This is a genomic window from Streptomyces sp. NBC_00210 (genome assembly GCF_045160975.1).
Classification (GTDB): Bacteria; Actinomycetota; Actinomycetes; order Streptomycetales; family Streptomycetaceae; genus Streptomyces.
In genome coordinates this window covers 618674-635168 of sequence record NZ_CP108120.1, presented here as the reverse complement: position 1 = coordinate 635168, position 16495 = coordinate 618674, and the positions used below count along the sequence as shown (strand labels likewise).

Below are 16495 nucleotides of genomic sequence, written 5' to 3'. Positions count from 1 at the left end.
GACTCGTGGTGCTCGCTATCGGGCCGCTGCGAAGTCCTGCGTCCAGTAACTGCCCGGCTGCGCGAGGCCGACGCCGATCTCCTTGAACGAGCAGTCAAGGATGTTGCGCTTGTGGCCGGGGCTGGCCATCCAGCCCGCCATCACGCTCTCGGGTGTGGTGTAGCCGTAGGCGACGTTCTCGCCGTAGGTGCTCCAGCTGTAACCGGCACCCTGGATCCGGTCGCCCGGAGATGACCCGTCGGAGCCGGTGTGGGACATGTTCTGATGGGCTGCCATGTCCTTGCTGTGAGCCTGAGCGGCCTTTGTCAGCTTCGCGTTCACGACCAGCGGAGCGCACCCGACCTTGCTGCGCTCGCTGTTGACGAGTTGCACGATGCGGGCCGAAATCCCGGAGGCCGGGGCGGTGGTTTTCGGAGCGCTCGGAGCTGCGGTGGTTTTCGCAGCGCTCGGAGCGGCAGTGGCCTTGGGAGCGCTGGGAGCTGCGGTGGTTTTCGGAGTGCTCGGAGCCCTGGTGGGCTTCTGCGTTGCTCGCGCAGTCGGCTTCGGGCCCCAATGGGCCTCGGTCCACCGGTGATCGGAGCGCGCACCCTTCCAATGGCCGTAGGACTGACTGCCCCGGTTCTCCTGGTGGTTCAGACAGGCCATGGCAACGGAGGGCACACCCACGGCGCCTATGGCGACGGCAGCGATGGTTATCTGCCGGTAGCGCGACTTCCTGCGATGCTTCCTCATGCGTGACCTCACTTGCTGATCGCGGAGCGTCCCTGGAGCGGCCAGCTCTGCACAGACCCTGCCTGAGCTGCGGAGACGCCTTGCGGGCCGTCATTCTTAGGACCACGGCGTGCGTAGGGCAACGGGGCGTTAGTACTACCTCGGTTAGTAGTGGCGGAAGCTCTTGCAATCGGCGCACAGGCGTGCTGGTCCGACTCAGGGGCACGTGCCGTCACGTGCCGTTGCTCCGTCAGAAGTCCTTATGCACCCGATGGACGGGCGAAAGCGCCGAGTGGATCGAATGCCGTCAAACCCCGCGTGAGGAATGTCCGATTCAAGACGGACAAATCTCTTATGTCGCCAAGGCGTCATCTACTATCCAACGGCCTCAGTACGTGAAGTTGATGTGACGGATGTCATGAGGCTGCGTGACGCCGGACCGTACGTATTCGGTCTGCGTCAGCGCCGTCGGTGCGGCGCTGATCCCTCAGTGCGGCCCGGTGTCCGATCCGGGCGGTCGCTCCGACCGTTCCAGGGCGAGTTCGACCTCCTTTCGCCCGTTCCCGGGCGGCCGGGGAGTACGTAAGGTGAACATCGATGCACGCAGAGCGTGATGCCAGTCTCTGAGGCGGCACAAAACCGTCTACCTCACGCCAAATGGAACTTTCAACTCAATCGAGAGGTTTTCTCAGCGTGTTGTGCCAACTTCGCGGCTGTACCGGCGGGTGCACGGCCTGGAGTGCTCATCGGACTGGCGGGCCTGTGTGACGTCGCTGGTCAGTCGCCGGTGACGGCCAGGCGACCGGCGAGTTCGACTCGGGACCGCACGGACAGCTTGGCGTAGATGTGGCTGAGGTGGTACTCGACCGTCTTGACTGACAGGAACAATGCGGCGGCCACTTCACGGTTGGTGTGGCCTTTGATGACAAGCACTGCGACCTGCATTTCCTGTTCGGTCAGTTCGGCATGTGTACCCCTGTGTCGGGCGGGCGTCCCGAAGCCGGCCGCCCGGAGCTCCCTTTCGGCGAGCGCAGTCCACGGCTCGGCGCGGAGCCGCTCGAAGACCTGCCGGGCGGCGGCCAGAGGGCGGCGGGCGGCGCGGCGCTTCCTGATTCTGCGCAGGAAGCGCCCGTAGGCCAGCTCAGTGCGGGCCTTGGCGAAGGGATCCTGCAGGCGCTCGTGGTGTCGTAGAGCCTCCCGGTATGCATTCTCGGCGGTGTCTTCGCCGTCCGCGACAAGCCCTCGGCAGCGCGCGGCCACGGCGTGTCCCCATGCGGACGGCGCCCGTTGGACCTGGCTCTGGAGTTCGGCCAGCGCTGCACGGGCGGCAGAAGGGTCGTCGGCCGCCAGGTTGGCTTCGATCAGGTCGGGCTGGTGCTGGAGCACCGTCGGTTCTCGCAGCCCCAGATCACCGACCCGCTGCTGGAGGTCGTTCAGGCGGGCGGCCGCCTCCGAGTCCCGGCCGGTTCCCAGTTCGAGCAGACCGAGTGCAGCTTCGATATAGGGGCTGACGAGCTCCGCGCCCCGGCTGTCGAGGAGTCCGTGGAACTGACGGGCGTGCTCGCTGCACTGCGCGGCTCGTCCTCGCGCGGCCTCGATCCGGGCCAGCGTGGAGAGCGCGTAGGCATGCAGGACCGGCTGTCCGGTCTCACCGGCGAGGTCAGCTCCTTCACGGGCCAAGGCGTAGGCGTCGTCCCAGTAGCCTGTGCGCAGTTGCGTCTCGGCAAGAACCGTCAGATACGGGGCGAGCCGTTCGGAGGACCCGACCTCCCGCACGCCCCGCACAGCCCGTTCCAGCAGCGTCCGCGCCGCGGAGTACCGCTCGAGCCACATGAGGTCCATTGCGGAAAAGCTCGTCACCTCGACGCCTACCGCGAGCGGGTCGGTGGCAGTGAGGAACTCCTCACGGGAGTTGAACACGGCGGCTGCCTCGGTGCGTTCGCCGGCGAGCATCATCGTGTGGGCCTGGAGGACAGCGGCGGAATGAGCAAGGACGGCAACGGCCTCGCCGTTGCGGGCCAGAGCTGCGGCCCGCTCAGCTGTCGCGCGGGCCTTGCGGATCGAGCCCCCCATACACGCTGCCCCCGCCGCGGCGACCAACAAGGGCACAGCCTGGGCTGGTTGGTCCGCCTCGAGTCCGGCCGCCAGCTCGGCCAGTTGATCGTGGACACGGCGGGGTGGCTGACGCAGGAGCATTACTTGGCTGCGCAGGCGAGTGGCTTCGGCGAGGATCGCAGGGTCTTCCGTGGTGTCGTTGGCCGCCTCGGCCAGGATCAACGCCTGGTCGCCTCGACCGGAAAGCTGGGCCACTTCGGCGGCGGCCAGCAGATAGCGGGCTTGGTCGACGGGGGACGGCGCCAAGGCAGCTGCACGCTCGTAGGCCCGGCGCGCGGCAGGCAGGGCACCACGGGCGCGGGCCCGCGCGGCCGTATCGGCCACGGCAGCCGCCGCGGTCGGGTCCGGGCCGACCGCGGCGGCCGCATCATGCCAGCTCCGCTGGTCACGGTCCACCGCGCCGTCCCGGTCAGTAAGCGCCCCGGCCAACGCTCGGTGGGCCTGGCGTCGCTGATCGGGCGCCGCAGTGTGGTACGCGCTGGCACGCAACAGCGGATGCGCGAACATGACCTTGCCGCCCGACAGCTCGATGAGCCCTGCGGTTTCGAGCACCTGCAGGACGTCGGCATCCAGGGCGAGGGCGCGAAGGGCTCCCATCAGGACCGCGGCATCGTCGGTGTAGCTGGCGGCAGCAACCGTCACTGCGCGGCGACTTGGCTCCGGCAGGGCCGTCAACTGCGCGGAATAGGCGGCGGTCAGTCGCGAACCAACCGGCAGGGGGCCCGCCGAAACCTGCCCGGCCCACGAGGAGCTGCGCAGCGCAGGCACAGCTTCCAGTAGTGCGAGCGGGTTGCCCCCGGTCTCCCGGTACAGCCGCTTGAACAGCTCGCCGTCAGCGGGCATGTCAGCCACCCGCCGCACCAGCGCGGCGGCGGCCGCGGGCTCCAGACCGGGGAGGCGCAGCGTCGGCAGGCCCGACTCGCTGAATACGGATCGTCGGCCATCTCGTGCCGTGACGAGCACGGCGACACCCTCGGCCTGCAGACGCCGGACTGCGAAGAGCAGTGCCTGGGCGCTGGCTTCGTCCAGCCAGTGCGCGTCATCCACGGCGACCAGCACAGGTGCTGTCGCTGCGGCGTCGGTGAGGAGCGTCAACGTGGCTGCTCCCAACGTCAACCGGTCCGGTGTCTCCGCCACTTCCAGTGAGAGGGCCATACGCAGAGCCCGCGCCTGCGGCATCGGCAATCGGTCGACCAGATACTCCACGGGGCGAATGAGCTCACCGAGGCCGGCAAAGGCGAGTTCCGCTTCCATTTCGATCCCAGTGGCCCGTAGCACTGTCATGCCCTCTGCCTCGGCCACCGCTTGGTCCAGCAAGGCGGTCTTTCCGATTCCCGGCTCACCGTGCACCACCAGAACCCCGCTTCGGCTCCGCCGGGCACCGGCAAGGATCTGCCGCACCCGACCGAGCTCCTCCGCACGCGACAGCAGTCCGTGCCGCCCACGCCTCATCGCGGCATCCCCCCACAGAAAAGACGACCACCAGTGCCGACGGATACACATGGCGTCACGATTGTCGCCGAACCCGAGCCACTCCCGCAGGACTAGGGAACATCCCGGTCCGCAACCATCACATCACGTGGAGTGTTGCCCCTGGAACTCAATCGCCGCGCCTTGGGACGCGGCACGAGACAAGGGGGCAAAGTGGCAGTCCACATCCCACGTGCCGACGACCTTCAGCGGCAACTGGCTCCGAGGCCGCAGGGGCGATGCGGTGGACGCAGGGCGATGACCGTGCCCCGGCCGCGCTTGTGCGGCCCGCTCTCACCCGGGGCCCGCGCATTCCCCGACTGTCACTAGAAGCGGGGTCTTGGGCAAATGTGGCGTCCCTCGCAGTTCACAACAGTGCTGTTCTCTCTCATCACCGTGCTGATACTTCCCGTCGCCATCAACGTCGCCGCCGGAGCCGTCCCGGACAATGTGAAGCCATACCTGTGGCTGGCCTGGCCCGCCGCGGCAGCGTCGGCCGTCGCGGCAGCCGTGCTGGAGGCGCGCAGCCGCCAAGCCGCCGCGACGCAGTCCGGGGGCGGAGCCGAGGCCGACGACGAAGCACGACTGCGCCGTGCGGCCGAGGAGTTGGCTCAGACGGTGCACCGTCAGTGGGCCGCCGAAGCGGAGATACGGATGCTGCACCGGCCGCAGCCGCTGCACCTGCGCTGGTCCACCACTGGCCGCCCGGTTTCCGCCGGCCCTTCCGCGGTGCTCGGCGACGGCGTGGTGGGCGGGCGTCCACTGCGACTGCGGCTGCACGGCGGGAACGACGACATCGTCCCCCTGTTCACGCAGTTGCCCAGGCGACGGCTAGTCCTGCTCGGCGATCCGGGGGCAGGCAAGACCGTGCTGGCCATCCTGCTCACCCTGGGCCTGTTGGAGGAACGGCGCGAACATGGTGGGCCGGTGCCGGTCCTGCTGTCCCTCTCGTCGTGGGACCCGCACATCGAGCATCTGCACCGGTGGGTGGTCCGGCGGCTGGTCGAGGACTACCCGGCCCTCGCCAACGCCGACGTCTTCAGCCCTGAGGCTGCCGCCCGGCTGGTCAACTGCGGGCACATCGTGCCCGTGCTCGACGGCCTGGACGAGATGCCTGCCGGGCTGCATCCCGTGGCGATCGACGCCATCGACCGGATCGCTCCCGGAAGCCCCTTGGTGCTCACCTGCCGCAGCGCGGAATACGTGGCTGCCGTTGCGACCGGTGGGACGGTGCTGAGCACCGCGGCTGTGGTGGAGCTGCAACCGGTCGGTGTTCAGGAGGTGATCACGTTCCTGTCCGCCGGCGGCATGGCCGGGGCCAATCGCTGGGCAGCGGTGCTGACCCATCTGCGTGAGGTGTCCGACGGGCCGCTGGCCGAAGCGTTGTCGTCGCCCCTGTTGACCGCCCTCCTCCGCGCCGTCTACACCGACCCGGCCGCCGATCCGGCCGAACTCCTCGATCCCGCCCGGTTCCCCGACCGGTGCGCGATTGAGAGCCATCTCCTGGAGGCGTTCGTCCCCGCTGTCTACGCCCACCGCCTCCCGCCGCCGATGGTGGAGGGCCTCGGTGCGACCCCCCTGCGGTATTCCCCCGAGCCGGCCCGCAGATGGCTGGCCTTCCTCGCCGGCCATCTCCAGCAGCACCAGACGCGTGATCTGGCCTGGTGGCAGCTGCACCGCGTCTTCTCCCCATCCGGACGCCGGGCGATCGGGCTGCTGCTCGGACTCATGAGCGGGCTCGTCGCGGGGCTCGGTGTGGGGGTCGGGGTCGGACTGGAGGTCGGCGTCGCGGCGGGTGTAGCGGGCGGATTCGGCGCAGGCCTGGTGGCCGTGCCCCCGCCGCATCCCCTGTACGCCAACCTCAGACTCCGGGGTGGCTTGCGGTCGTTCGGGAGGAAGCTCGTACCGGGGCTGGCTGTCGGCCTCATGATGGGGGCCGGAGCCCTGTGTGCCTTCGCCGTCGCGGACGGGCTCGGGGCCGGGCTCGGGGGCGGACTGGAGACGGCAGGGAAGGTGGTCTGTGTGGCGGGGCTCAGCACCGGCCTCGCCTTTGCGGCCATGATGTGGCTGAACACTCCGGCGGATGCCTTGTGTTCACCAAGTTCGCGGTCCGTCCTGCGGGCTGACAGATCGGTCAGCGCCATCCGCATCGTTGTGGAGACTCTCGGGTCCGGCCTGCTGGCCGGGCTGACGACAGGGCGGTACGGGTTCGGGATCTCCGTCGGTTTCACGTGGGCACTCGTGGCAGGGGTTGGCGGGGGCCTTGCCTTGGGACTCGCCGGCAGGTACGCGGGCAGGTTTCAGACCGGGCTCGCGGCGAGCCCGTGGGGTTGGTTCCTCGTCAGCCGCTTCTGGCTGGCTCTGCGGGGTCAACTGCCGTGGCGGTTGATGCGGTTCCTCGATGACGCGCACCGGCGAGGCGTACTGCGGCAGGCGGGCGCGGTCTACCAGTTCCGCCATGCCCGTCTACAGGACCACCTTGCAGCACCGGCACCGGCACCATCGGCCCGCCAGGTGCTTCAGCCGGTCAGGGGGCGCAGAACCTAGGGGATGTCGCAGCTCGCTCCTTGCATCCCTTCACGGCCAGTCGGCTCCACCGCCGCCCCGGTACCGCGCTCGACGTCGACGGTCACGTGGCCGGGCGTCGCCGTGGCCTCGGAGCTCGCCGTGCAGGAGGCCAGTGACACGACCGCCATCGCTGCCCCGCAGACCCCGGTGAGCTTCCTTCGCATGATGCGCCTTCCCCGGCACACGCCAGTCGGCGTACGCCCGCCACCTCACCGGAGGACGGGCCCCGGCGCCCCCCCCGTTATCCGTCAGGTCTCATCCTCGATACGGATCGCGCTCCTGAGGTCGTCGAAGGCCTGGCCGGATTTCCCTTCCTGCATCTCCAGCAGCACTGCCGCGATGGCATCGAGCTTTCGCTGGATCGCGCGCTCGGCCCGCCGTTCTGCGTTCTTGAGCAGAGCCAGGAGCAGCAGGGTGACGGCAGTCATCGAATCTCCGGCGAGCAGCAGCCACTCGGACGGAAGTTTTACGGCATGCGCGGTGGCGGCGGCGGCCACCATGGCCAGGCACACACCGAAGAAGACCGGCGAGCTGGTGAAGTTCGAGGCGTGCTCCGCCAGCTCGGCGAACCACCCGCGTTTGTCGCCACCTCGGTCGGCAGGGTGCTGAAGAGTCATACGACGTGCCTACCCGACACGTGGAGGGCATGCGTGCCGACCACGACCGGTGCCGGAGCGCGCCTCACACCCGGACACACGCTGCCCGGCCCACGTGGAGCCAGGCGCCCGCGGCAGCACCCGACCGCCGGGTGGCCGTCACCATGTCCGCTTTAGGGTGACCCCGCGGCTCCGCGTCGGCCATCGCCGGTCCGGCGTACTCGACGATCACAGGCGGCCGGGGGAGTCCCTGCCGGAGACGTTGATCGCTGGGAGGACCGCCATGCACATCCTGCTCGTCGCCAGCGCGTTCAACAGCCTCACGCAGCGCCTCCACGCCGAACTGGGGGACCGCGGTCACACGGTGGCGGTGGAACTCGTGCTGCACGACGAGTCCCTGCCGCACGCCGTACGCCGGCACGAGCCTCAGCTCGTCGTCGCGCCGATGCTGAAGACGGCGATCCCTCGCGAGGTGTGGTCCGCGCACACGTGTCTCGTCGTCCACCCGGGACCCGTTGGCGACCGCGGGCCCTCGTCCCTCGACTGGGCGATCCACGAGAACGCCGGCCAGTGGGGCGTGACCGTCCTGCAGGCCAATGCGGAGATGGACGAGGGCGACATCTGGGCCTCGGTCGCCTGCCCGATGCCGCCGCTGTCCAAGAGCGACCTCTACCGCGGCGAGGTGTCCGACGCCGCGGTGGCGGCCGTGCTGCTGGCGGTGGAGAGGTTCGCCGGCGGGACGTACGCACCTGCTGCGCAGACCGCTGAGAACGGGGGAGGAACCGGCCGCGCCCGGCCGTATCTCGATCAGAGCGTCCGGCGGATCGACTGGGCGTCGGAGCCCACCGAGGCAATTGTCCGCAAGCTGCGCGCAGCCGACTCGCAGCCCGGCGTACTGGACGAACTGCTCGGCGGCGAGTGGTACTTGCACGGGGGCCACCCCGAGGACGAGCTGCGCGGGCAACCCGGCGAACTGCTGGCCACCAGAGCCGGAGCGCTCTGCAGGGCGACAACGGACGGCGCCGTGTGGATCCCCGAGCTACGGGCCCGGCGCAGGCCCGGGGAGCCCCCGACGTTCAAGCTGCCTGCCGTTCAGGCGCTTGCGGGCAGGCTGCCCTCCCTGCCGGAGCGTCCCGCGCCCCTGCGTCCGGACGCGCAGCGCCGTACCTGGACCGACATCGGCTACCGGGAAGAGCGCAACGTCGGCTTCCTCTCGTTCTCGTTCCCCGGCGGCGCGATGAGCACCACCCAGTGCCGTCGTCTGCTTGCGGCGTATCGGGAGGCCTGCTCGCGTCCCACGTCGGTGCTGGTGCTCGGCGGCAGCCGGGTCTTCTCCAACGGCATCCACCTCAACGTCATCGAGGCGGCCGAAGACCCCGGTACGGAGTCCTGGGCCAACATCAACGCCATCGACGACCTGGTCGAGGCCGTCCTGACGACCACGGACCGGCTGGTGGTCTCCGCCGTCGGCGGGCATGCCGCCGCGGGTGGGGCGATGCTCGCACTGGCGGCGGACGAGGTGTGGTGCAGATCGGGCGCCGTGCTGAATCCGCACTACCGCCTGATGGGCCTGTACGGCTCGGAGTACTGGACGTACACCCTGCCGCGCCGAGTCGGCTCAGCAGTGGCCGAGCGTCTGATGAGTCAGGCTCTGCCGGTGAGCGGTACGGCCGCGCAGCGGCTGGGCCTCGTCGACCGGCTGATCGAGTGCACCCCGCAGGCCTTCACCGAAGAGGTCGGCCTGCTCGCCGGGCACCTCGCGTCGCTGCCCGCGGTCCAGTCACGGATCGCTGCGAAGAAGGCGGAACGGGACCGCCAGGAGAGTCTCAAGCCGCTCGCCGCCTTCCGCGAGGAGGAGCTGGCCCGCATGCTGGCGACCTTCTCCGATCCGCGCGCTCCGTACCACGCCTTGCGACGCGCCTTCGTCCTCAAAGAGAAGCCCCTGCGTACGCCGCCGCACCTGGATGTGCCCGCGCCCAGAGGGAGAGCGATGGATCAGCCCCTGCCGGAGGCCCGCGTCACTGGACCGGACGCCGAAAACTCGGCCCCGGCTCCGGATGCCTGCTAGCAAGAAGGCTGGGATCACAATGCGGACTTTCAACTCATACCTCCATGAGAGGGCGCTCCGATGAATGCAGCCACGCCGACCGCAGCCGACGCCACGGACGCCACCGGGGCGCCCGCCGACGACGCTTCGCCCATCCACATCCTCTGGATCAACGCCGGACTGAGCTGCGACGGTGACTCGGTCGCGCTGACGGCCGCGATGCAGCCGAGCATCGAGGAGATCGTCACCGGCGCGCTGCCCGGCCTGCCGAAGATCGCGGTGCACTGGCCCCTGATCGACTTCGAATGCGGTCCGGTCGGGGGTGCGGACACCTTCATCGAATGGTTCTTCAAGGGCGAGCGCGGCGAGATCGACCCCTTCGTCCTGGTGATCGAGGGGTCCGTCCCCAACGAGGCGATCAAGCAGGAGGGCTACTGGTGCGGTTTCGGCGACAATCCGGAAACCGGCCAGCCGATCACCACCAGTGAGTGGATCGACCGGCTCGCGCCCAAGGCGCTGGCCGTCGTCGCCATCGGCACGTGTGCCACCTACGGCGGGATCCACTCCATGGCCGGCAACCCGACCGGCGCGATGGGCGTGCCCGACTACCTGGGCTGGGACTGGACCTCCAAGGCCGGCATCCCGATCGTGTGTGTGCCCGGCTGCCCGATCCAACCCGACAACTTCTCGGAAACTCTGACCTACCTGCTCTACCAGGCGGCGGGCGCGGCTCCGATGATCCCCCTGGACGACAAGCTCCGGCCGACCTGGCTGTTCGGCGCCACCGTGCACGAGGGGTGCGACCGCGCGGGCTACTACGAGCAGGGGCAGTTCGCAGAGACCTACGACTCGCCCAAGTGCCTGGTCAAGCTCGGCTGCTGGGGCCCCGTCGTCAAGTGCAACGTCCCCAAGCGCGGCTGGATGAGCGGAATCGGCGGCTGCCCGAACGTCGGTGGCATCTGCATCGCCTGCACCATGCCGGGCTTCCCGGACAAGTTCATGCCGTTCATGGACGAACCGCCCGGCGCCAGGGTCTCGAGCGCGGCGAGCGGAGCGTACGGGGCGGTGATCCGCAGGCTGCGGTCCATGACCCTCAAGACCGTGGACAAGGAGCCGAAGTGGCGCCACACGGGGAAGAAGCTGACCACCGGTTACCGGCCGCCCTGGTGATCCTCCACCGAATCCGAACCAGACCTCTCCGCGCGATCCGACCTCCCGCTTGAAGCTTGAAGAAGGGCACGGCACACACGATGGCACCGAAGACGAAGGCGGCCGGCGACGGCAGTGGCCTGGTGGAAATGTCCTGGGATCCGATCACTCGGATTGTGGGCAGCCTCGGCATCCACACAAAGATCGACTTCAAGCAGAAGCGGGTCGCGGAGTGCTACAGCACCTCGTCGGTCTTCCGTGGCTACAGCGTCTTCATGCGCGGCAAGGACCCCCGTGACGCGCACTTCATCACCAGCCGCATCTGTGGGATCTGCGGCGACAACCACGCGACATGTTCGGTGTACACACAGAACATGGCCTACGGGGTGAAGCCTCCGCACCTCGGCGAATTGATCATCAACCTGGGGGAGTCCGCGGAGTACATGTTCGACCACAACATCTTCCAGGAGAACCTGGTAGGGGTCGACTACTGCGAAAAAATGGTCCGCGAGACCAACCCCGGCGTTCTCGAACTCGCCGAGCGCACCGAGGCGCCCCATGCCGGGGAGCACGGCTACCGCACGATCGCCGACATCATGCGGTCGCTCAACCCGATCGAGGGCGAGTTCTACCGCGAAGCCCTCCAAGTGAGCCGCTACACCCGTGAGATGTTCTGTCTGATGGAGGGCCGCCATGTGCATCCCTCCACGCTCTACCCGGGCGGCGTGGGCACCAACGCCTCTGTGCAGCTCTTCACCGACTACCTCACCCGCCTGATGCGCTACGTGGAGTTCATGAAGCGCGTCGTCCCGCTGCACGACGACCTGTTCGACTTCTTCTACGAGGCCCTGCCCGGGTACGAGGAGGTCGGCCGCCGCCGCGTGCTGCTCGGCTGCTGGGGTGCTCTCAACGACCCCGAGTACTGCGACTTCACCTACGCGAACATGACCGACTGGGGACGGAAGATGTTCGTCACCCCCGGCGTCATCGTCGACGGCAAGCTCGTCACCAACGACCTGACCGAGATCAACCTCGGCATCCGCATCCTGCTGGGCAGCTCGTACTACGACGACTGGGAGGGCCAGGAGCAGTTCGTCACCCACGACCCGCTCGGCAACCCCGTCGACCCGCGCCACCCGTGGAACCAGCACACCATCCCCGCCCCGCAGAAGCGCGACTTCAACGACAAGTACAGCTGGGTGATGTCCCCCCGCTGGTTCGACGGCAAGGACTACCTGCCGCTGGACACCGGAGGCGGCCCCATCGCCCGCCTGTGGTCCACGGCGCTGTCCGGGCTCGTCGACGTCGGCTACGTCAAGGCCACCGGGCACAGCGTCGTCATCAACCTGCCGCGCACGATGACCAAGCCCGAAACCACCTTCGAGTGGAAGATCCCGCGCTGGAGCAACGCGCTGGAACGCAACCGCGCCCGCACCTACTTCCAGGCCTACGCCGCGGCCATCGCCCTGCACTGCGTCGAGAGGGGCCTCGACGAAGTACGCGCCGGCCGCACTCAGACGTGGGAGAAGTTCGAGGTGCCGGACGAGTCCATCGGCTGCGGCTTCACCGAGGCCGTGCGCGGCGTCCTCTCCCACCACATGGTCATCCGGGACGGGAAGATCGCCAACTACCACCCCTACCCGCCGACCCCGTGGAACGCCAGCACCCGCGACACATACGGCACCCCCGGCCCGTACGAGGACGCCGTGCAGAACACTCCGATCTTCGAGGAGAACTCTCCGGAGAACTTCAAGGGCATCGACATCATGCGCGCGGTGCGCAGTTTCGACCCCTGCCTGCCGTGCGGCGTTCACATGTACGTCGGCGGCGGAAAGACCGTGAAGTCGATGCACGTGCCCACCGGACTGAGCGGCCTCGCCGGATGAGCGCGACAGCCCACAACACCGCGCCGCCGACCGCCGTTGCGGCCGGGGTGATGAACGCGGAGCAGGCCGGACTGCGCGTGGAGGAAGTACTCGAACGGCTGGCCGCCACCTCGGACGAGTCGGCGCGTGCCGGGGCCGAGGAACTGGTCCGGGTCCTGATGGACTTCTACGGAGCCGGTCTGGCCCGGATCGTCCGACTGCTCGATTCCCCCGCCGCCGGCAGACCCACGGGCAGCGCCCTGGCCGGGCTGCTCGCGGACGAACTCGTCTCGAGCCTGCTGGTCCTGCACGACCTGCACCCCGAGGACACCGCCACTCGGATTGCGCGTGCCCTGGACAAGGTCGGCGACCCTGCCTGGGAGGTGGTGGGCTTCGACGACGCCAGCGCAACACTGCGTCTGCGGTCTTCCGGCGGTGCGGGCTGCGGCTGCCCGAGCACCGGTGCGGCCGCGCAGCAGGCAGTCGAGGACGCTCTCGCCTGTTTCGCGCCCGAGGTGACTGCCGTGGAAGTGGAGCCGGTCGGCGCCTCCCGGGAGCCGGCTCTGCTCCAGATCGGGACAGCGCGCACGGCCGGCACGGCGTCCGGACCGGCCACGGCGAAGACGCCGTGAGCGCGCCGCTGGTCCGGCCGCAGCCTCGTGGGCCGGCCGGGGAGCTGCGCGGCCTGCGCCGGTTTCTGACCGAGCGTCCGCTCCGGCAGGAACGCTGCGAGCTGTGCGGAGTGGCAGTGGCTGAAGACGGCCACCGTCACCTGGTGGACACGGAGAAGCGCGCACTTGCCTGTGCCTGCGTCTCGTGTGCCCTCCTGTTCGAGCGGCCGGGTGCCGCGGGCGGCCGCTTCCGGGCTGTTCCGGACCGCTATCTGTCCGACGCGGACCATCGCCTGGACGACAGCGCGTGGGAACTCCTGCAGATCCCGGTCGGCGTTGCCTTCTTCTTCCGCAACGCGGCGCTCGACCGGCTGGTCGCCCTCTACCCGAGCCCGGCCGGCGCGACCGAGAGCGAACTCGAGCCGTCCGCCTGGCAGAGCGTGCTCGGCGGCAGCCGGCTGGCCGGGCTCCTCGAACCCGACGTGGAGGCGCTGCTGTTGCGCCGTACGCAGGGCCGGGCCGAGTGCTATCTGGTCCCGATCGACATCTGTTACGAACTGGTGGGCCGCATGAGGCTGCTGTGGCAGGGCTTTGACGGCGGGGCCGAGGCCCGGGCCGATCTGGAGGCGTTCTTCGAGCATGTCGGGCGCCGCGCCCGGGCGGTGCAGGGGGAGGGCCGGCCATGACGGAGTTCGGCTTCACCTGCACCGGCGTACGGGCCGACCAGTACGCTGCCGGTCCGACCCTCGTCTTCCGGCTGCGTATCACCGCGTCCGAGAACGCCCATGTGCATGCGCTGGCCCTGCGCTGCCAGATCCGCATCGAGCCCGCCCGGCGCGGCTACGAGCCCGCGGAGGCCGACGGTCTTGCGGACCTCTTCGGAGAGCGCTCGCGCTGGGGCAGCACGCTCCAGCCGGTTCAGTTCGCCCAGGTCTCGCACATGGTCACCGGCTTCACCGGAGAGACGGAGACCGACCTCGCCGTGCCCTGCACCTACGACATGGACGTCGCAGCCACCCGGTACTTCAACGCGCTCGAAGCGGGCGAGGTGCCGTTGCTCATGCTCTTCTCCGGAACGGCGTTCACCGGATCGGGCGGCTTCCGCGTCGAACCGGTGCCGTGGGACCGGGAGGCGGCCGTCCGGATGCCGGTGAAGGTGTGGCAGGAGATGGTCGAGCAGCACTTCCCCGGCTGCGGCTGGATCCGGCTGCCCCGCGACACCGTGGACGCGCTGCTCGCCTTCCGTTCACGGCGGGCGCTTCCCTCCTGGGAGGCGGCCGTGCAGGCCCTGCTGGCCGAGGCGGGCACACCGGACCCGCCCCAGGGCCGTGCCCTGACCGCCGCGTTGCTGCCACGCGCCACCGGAAGGACGGCACCGTGACGACAACTGCCTTCGCGCCCGGGACGGAAGCCCGGTTCGCCGTCGCCCGCCAGGTGGCGGACGCTGTTCTCTTCGAAGGCTATGTGCTGTACCCGTACCGGGCCTCGGCGGCCAAGAACCGGCTGCGCTGGCAGTTCGGGGTGCTCGTACCGCCCGCCTGGGGCGCCGAGTGCGAGGAGCACGACTTCCAGCACACCGAATGTCTGATGGAACCGAAGGCGGGCGCGACGCTGGCGGTCGAGGTGCGTTTCCTGCACGCCCAGCGCCGGACCGTGCAACAGGCCCGGCAGGACGGCGGCTTCGAGACAGTGCCCGAACTCCATCTCGAGGACCGCGTCCTGGTCCCCTGGGACGAGGGGGTCGAAGAACGCGTCGAGGTGGTCGCCAGCGTGGCCGACCTGACCGGGGACGGTGTCACGTTTGAATTCACCCGCCTCGCGCGCGAAGAGACCGAGCCCGTCCTCGACGCGGCCGGCCGGACCGCAGGCCGTCTGATCCGCCGTCGTGAGGAGATCAGCGGCGCCGTGCGGCTGTCCGCGCGTGAACTCGACGGCCCCTACCGGGTGTTGCGGCTGACTGCCGTGCTGGAGAACACCAGCACATGGACCCCGCCGGACGGCGCGGCCGCGGACCGTGACGCCGCGCTGCCGCGCTCGCTGGTGGCCGCGCACCTCCTGATGGGCCTCAGCGCCGGGTCGTTCCTGTCGATGACGGATCCGCCCGAGTGGGCCAGGGGAGCGATCGCGTCCTGCCGCAATCTGCACACCTGGCCGGTCCTCGCCGGTGAACCCGGCCGCGCGGACCTGGTGCTGTCTTCCCCGATCATCCTGGAGGACCACCCCGCGATCGCCCCGGAGAGCCCGGGGGCGCTCTATGACGCCACCGAGATCGACGAGATCCTCGCGCTGCGCACCGCGGCCCTCACCGACGAGGAGAAGCGCGAGGCCCGGGGCACCGACGAGCGGGCGGCCGCGGTGATCGACCTCGCCGACTCGATGCCCCCCGAGGTTCTTGAGCGCCTGCACGGCGCGGTGCGCGCGCTGCGGGAGGTGACCGGACCCGACGCGGCGGACGCACCCCCGCCGGCCCGCGGCAGCTTGCCGGACCAGTACGCGGTTCAGGCGCCGGACACTCCGTGGTGGGACCCGGCGAGCGATTCCGGCTTCGACCCGGCGCGCGACCGGGTCCTGGTGGACGGCCGGTCGCTGGGCGCGGGCAGCCGTGTGCTGCTGCGGCCGGGTCTGCGGCGCACCGACGCCCAGGACCTGTTCCTGCACGGCCGCAGCGCCAGGGTCGAGGCGGTGCTGCACGATGTGGACGGGGCAGTGCACCTGGCCGTGACAGTGGAGGGCGATCCAGGCGCCGACATCCGCCGTGAGCAGGGCCGGTTCCTGTACTTCCAGCCCGACGAGGTCACCCCGCTGGAGGACGCATGAACCGGCTTCCGCACAGCAGCGACCGGACTCTGGTGGCGGGCGTGGGAAACATCTTCCTCGGCGACGACGGCTTCGGTGTCGAGACCGTACGCAGGCTGGCCGAGGAACGGCTCCCCGAGCACGCCGAGGTCGTGGACATCGGCGTACGGGGCCTGCACTTGGCCTACCAGCTTCTCGACGGCTACGACACGCTCGTCCTGGTCGATGCCACCGCCCGTGGCGGTGCCCCCGGCACGGTGTATCTGATCGAACCCGACGCCGCGGGCGGTATCGAGTCGCAGGACGCGCTGCTCGACGGTCACCGGATGTCCCCCGACGCGGTCCTTTCCCTCCTGGAGACCCTGTGCTCCGGCACGGACGCCAGCCCGCCGCGGCGCACGCTGGTCGTGGGATGCGAACCGGCCTGCGTGGAGGAAGGAATCGGCCTCAGTCCACCCGTGGCCGCCGCGGTGCCGGAGGCCGTACGGCTGATCATGGGCGTGCTGCGGGACGGGAAGCAGGGATCGCCCGCGCCGCGGGCTGCGGTCGGCGAGGCCGCGAAATGAG

General features: G+C 69.6%; 13 protein-coding genes. 9 read left to right on the top strand and 4 right to left on the bottom strand.

Features of this window, described 5'->3' with window-relative positions; translation table 11 throughout:
• Positions 1-15: 15 nt before the first annotated feature.
• Positions 16-732: a CAP domain-containing protein gene (locus tag OG729_RS03065; RefSeq protein WP_405804112.1), complete on the bottom strand. Its 717-nt coding sequence runs from the start codon at positions 730-732 to the stop codon at positions 16-18.
• A 756-nt stretch (positions 733-1488) separates the two neighbouring features.
• The gene (locus tag OG729_RS03060) at positions 1489-4278 is read right to left on the bottom strand and encodes an AAA family ATPase (protein WP_405804110.1); all 2790 of its coding nucleotides are present in this window, start codon (positions 4276-4278) and stop codon (positions 1489-1491) included.
• A gap of 393 nt (positions 4279-4671) precedes the next feature.
• Here OG729_RS03060 and OG729_RS03055 point away from each other — a divergent pair, with 393 nt between their 5' ends.
• Positions 4672-6843, top strand: coding sequence for an NACHT domain-containing protein (locus OG729_RS03055; RefSeq protein ID WP_405804108.1), 2172 nt, complete (start codon positions 4672-4674; stop codon positions 6841-6843).
• On the opposite strand, the gene OG729_RS03050 is transcribed toward OG729_RS03055, so the two are convergent.
• On the bottom strand, positions 6840-7028 hold the full coding sequence (locus OG729_RS03050; protein WP_405804106.1) for a hypothetical protein: 189 nt from the start codon (positions 7026-7028) through the stop codon (positions 6840-6842). The two genes, OG729_RS03055 and OG729_RS03050, sit on opposite strands and share 4 nt — an antisense overlap.
• Before the next feature lie 84 nt (positions 7029-7112).
• A complete protein-coding gene (locus tag OG729_RS03045; protein WP_405804104.1) occupies positions 7113-7481 on the bottom strand; it encodes a low affinity iron permease family protein in 369 nt (122 codons plus the stop codon).
• Between the two features lie 262 nt (positions 7482-7743).
• Between OG729_RS03045 and OG729_RS03040 the strand changes: the two genes are divergently transcribed.
• The 8 genes from OG729_RS03040 (at position 7744) to OG729_RS03005 (ending at position 16494) form a co-directional block, all read left to right on the top strand.
• Positions 7744-9528 (top strand): hydrogenase maturation protein, encoded by a 1785-nt coding sequence (locus OG729_RS03040; RefSeq protein WP_405804102.1) that lies wholly within the window; start codon positions 7744-7746, stop codon positions 9526-9528.
• A gap of 60 nt (positions 9529-9588) precedes the next feature.
• The gene (locus tag OG729_RS03035; RefSeq protein ID WP_360864853.1) at positions 9589-10677 is read left to right on the top strand and encodes a hydrogenase expression protein HypE; all 1089 of its coding nucleotides are present in this window, start codon (positions 9589-9591) and stop codon (positions 10675-10677) included.
• An 80-nt stretch (positions 10678-10757) separates the two neighbouring features.
• On the top strand, positions 10758-12542 hold the full coding sequence (locus tag OG729_RS03030) for a nickel-dependent hydrogenase large subunit (protein WP_360864850.1): 1785 nt from the start codon (positions 10758-10760) through the stop codon (positions 12540-12542).
• Positions 12539-13153, top strand: a complete 615-nt coding sequence (locus OG729_RS03025; RefSeq protein ID WP_405804101.1) for a hypothetical protein — start codon at positions 12539-12541, stop codon at positions 13151-13153. The genes OG729_RS03030 and OG729_RS03025 overlap by 4 nt, the downstream gene beginning before the upstream one ends.
• Positions 13150-13818: a DUF5947 family protein gene (locus tag OG729_RS03020; protein WP_360864845.1), complete on the top strand. Its 669-nt coding sequence runs from the start codon at positions 13150-13152 to the stop codon at positions 13816-13818. Before OG729_RS03025 ends, OG729_RS03020 begins: the two co-directional genes overlap by 4 nt.
• Positions 13815-14513, top strand: coding sequence for a DUF6084 family protein (locus tag OG729_RS03015; protein WP_360864842.1), 699 nt, complete (start codon positions 13815-13817; stop codon positions 14511-14513). The genes OG729_RS03020 and OG729_RS03015 overlap by 4 nt, the downstream gene beginning before the upstream one ends.
• Entirely contained in the window at positions 14510-15949 is a 1440-nt protein-coding gene (locus OG729_RS03010) for a hypothetical protein (RefSeq protein WP_405804099.1), read from the top strand. Before OG729_RS03015 ends, OG729_RS03010 begins: the two co-directional genes overlap by 4 nt.
• The gene (locus OG729_RS03005) at positions 15946-16494 is read left to right on the top strand and encodes a hydrogenase maturation protease (protein ID WP_405804098.1); all 549 of its coding nucleotides are present in this window, start codon (positions 15946-15948) and stop codon (positions 16492-16494) included. The genes OG729_RS03010 and OG729_RS03005 overlap by 4 nt, the downstream gene beginning before the upstream one ends.
• The last annotated feature ends 1 nt before the right edge of the window (position 16495 follow it).